General features: G+C 74.0%; 3 protein-coding genes. All 3 read left to right on the top strand.

Annotated elements, in window-relative coordinates; genetic code table 11:
* A partial coding sequence (locus tag ACFV61_RS35560; RefSeq protein WP_380496288.1) for an MFS transporter occupies positions 1 to 834 on the top strand: 834 nt, incomplete at its 5' end.
* Positions 835 to 902: 68 nt separating this feature from the next.
* Entirely contained in the window at positions 903 to 1,322 is a 420-nt protein-coding gene (locus ACFV61_RS35555; protein WP_380345440.1) for a heme-binding protein, read from the top strand.
* Positions 1,323 to 1,476: 154 nt separating this feature from the next.
* A complete protein-coding gene (locus ACFV61_RS35550) occupies positions 1,477 to 2,307 on the top strand; it encodes an aldo/keto reductase (RefSeq protein WP_380345438.1) in 831 nt (276 codons plus the stop codon).
* The last annotated feature ends 113 nt before the right edge of the window (positions 2,308 to 2,420 follow it).

Here is a 2,420-nt window from a genome sequence, read left to right as displayed (position 1 = left end):
GCCCCCGACAGGAAGGCCGGCGCCATCGCCACGATGTTCACCGGCCTCACCGTCGCCAACATCGTCGGCGTGCCGCTGGGCACCTTCATCGGCCAGGCCGTCGGCTGGCGCGCCACCTTCGCCGGCGTCGCCGCGCTCGGCGTGGTCGGCCTGCTCGGCATCGCCAAGCTCGTCCCCGCCCTGCCCCGCCCCGAGGGCGCCCACCTGCGCCGCGAGCTCACGGCGTTCCGCAACCCGCAGGTCCTGCTCGCCATGGCGATGACCGTCCTCGGCTTCGGCGGTGTCTTCGCGGCGATCACCTACATCGCGCCGATGATGACCCACGTCGCCGGATACTCGGACGGCGCCGTCACCTGGCTGCTGGTCCTGTTCGGTGCCGGGATGTTCCTCGGCAACCTGCTCGGCGGCAGGTTCGCCGACCGCAAGCTGATGCCGATGCTCTACGCCTCCCTCGGCGGACTCGCCGTCGTGCTGGCCCTGTTCACCCTCACCGCGCACAACAAGATCCTCGCCGCGGTCTCCATCCTGCTCGTCGGGGCGCTCGGCTTCGCCACCGTCCCGCCACTGCAGAAGCGGGTCCTCGACCAGGCGCACGGCGCGCCCACCCTGGCCTCCGCCGTCAACATCGGCGCCTTCAACCTCGGCAACGCCCTCGCCGCCTGGCTCGGCGGCCAGGTGATCGCGGCTGGCCTCGGCTACACCGCCCCGAACTGGGTCGGCGCGCTGCTCGCCGGAGCCGCGCTCCTGCTGGCCGTCTGGTCCGCCGTCCTGGAGCGCCGCACCCCCGTACGGGAGGGCGCCGTCACCGCCGCTCCCGTCCCCGTCCACCACTGACCGTCCCCCTCCCCAGTTCCCCCCTCCCCAGTTCCCCTCTCCCCGTTCCTTCCAGGAGTAGCGCCACCATGAGCACCACCCTCACCCCGCTGACCACCGCCGACGCCGAGACCCTCGTCGCCGCCGCCCGCCGCGCCGCCCAGGCGGCCGGGGTCGCGGTCAGCGTCACCGTCCTGGACGCGGGCGGCCACCTGCTCGCCTTCCTCCGCGACGACAGCGCCGTGCTGATCTCCGGGGAGACCAGCACCCGCAAGGCGTACACCGCCCTCCAACTGGGCGCTCCCACCGCCGACCTGGTCGACCTCGTCAAGCCGGACGGACCGTTCCACACCCTGGCCACCGCGCTCGACCGGCCGCTCCTCTTCATCGCCGGTGGCGTCCCGATCCACCGCGACGGCAAGCTCGTCGGCGCCATCGGCCTCGGCGGCGGCGCCCCGGAGCAGGACCACTCCTTCGCCACCGCCGCGCTGACCGAACTCGCCCGGTGACCCGCACGCCCCAGGAGGTCTTCGCCGACCACGGGCGGCGCCTGGGCGCCGGGGGCCTCGACCACATCGCCGGGAACCACACCGAGGACTCATCAGCGCCCAGACCGTCCGCCACACCCTCACCGACCTCCCCCGCTGAATGGAAGCACGCACCATGAACAACCCCACCGTCCCCACCGTGAAGCTCAACAACGGCGTCGAGATCCCCCAGCTCGGCTTCGGCGTCTTCCAGGTCCCCGACGCCGAGACCACCGCCGCCGTCACCTCCGCCCTGGAGGCCGGCTACCGCAGCATCGACACCGCCGCGATCTACGGCAACGAGACCGGCGTCGGCCGCGCCCTGGCCGCCTCCGGCCTGCCGCGCGAGGACCTGTTCGTCACCACCAAGCTGTGGAACGCCGACCAGGGCTACGACGCCACCCTGCGCGCCTTCGACGCCGGCCTCGCCAAGCTCGGCCTCGAGTACCTCGACCTGTACCTGATCCACTGGCCCACCCCGGCCCGCGACCTCTACCTGGACTCCTGGCGCGCCGTCGAGCGCCTCGCCTCCGAGGGCCGCATCCGCGCCGCAGGCGTCTCCAACTTCCAGCCCGCCCACCTCCAGCGCCTGCTGGACGAAAGCCGGTTGGTGCCCGCCGTGAACCAGGTCGAGCTGCACCCCGGCCTCCAGCAGGCCGAGCTGCGCGCCTTCCACACCGAGCACGGCATCGCCACCGAGGCGTGGAGCCCGCTCGCCCAGGGCGCCGTCCTGGACGACCCGGCGATCACCGCGATCGCCGCCCGCACCGGCAAGTCCGCCGCCCAGGTGGTCCTGCGCTGGCACCTCCAGCTCGGCAACATCGTCATCCCGAAGTCCGTCACCCCGGCGCGTATCCGCCAGAACCTGGACGTCTTCGACTTCCAGCTGACCGACGAGGACATGGCCGCCATCGCCGCCACCGACCGCGACCTGCGGACCGGCCCGCACCCGGACCAGTTCAACTGACCGGGGCCGCGGCCCCGGCCCCCCCCGCCCGCCGCGCCGGGCCCCCCGCCCCGCCCCCGCCCGCGCGGCCCCCCGCCCCCCCCCCCGCGCCGCCTGGCCACTCCCCGCCCCCC

This window comes from Kitasatospora sp. NPDC059817 (assembly GCF_042731835.1).
Lineage (GTDB): Bacteria > Actinomycetota > Actinomycetes > Streptomycetales > Streptomycetaceae > Kitasatospora.
The sequence above is the reverse complement of the archived record's forward strand: the minus strand, read 5'-3'. Positions and strand labels throughout refer to the sequence as shown.

Excerpts from the sequence above, each read along its gene's own strand:
- ACFV61_RS35550 (WP_380345438.1), top strand. The coding sequence starts at position 1,477 with ATGAACAACCCCACCGTCCCCACCGTGAAGCTCAACAACGGCGTCGAG.
- ACFV61_RS35555 (WP_380345440.1), top strand. The coding sequence starts at position 903 with ATGAGCACCACCCTCACCCCGCTGACCACCGCCGACGCCGAGACCCTC.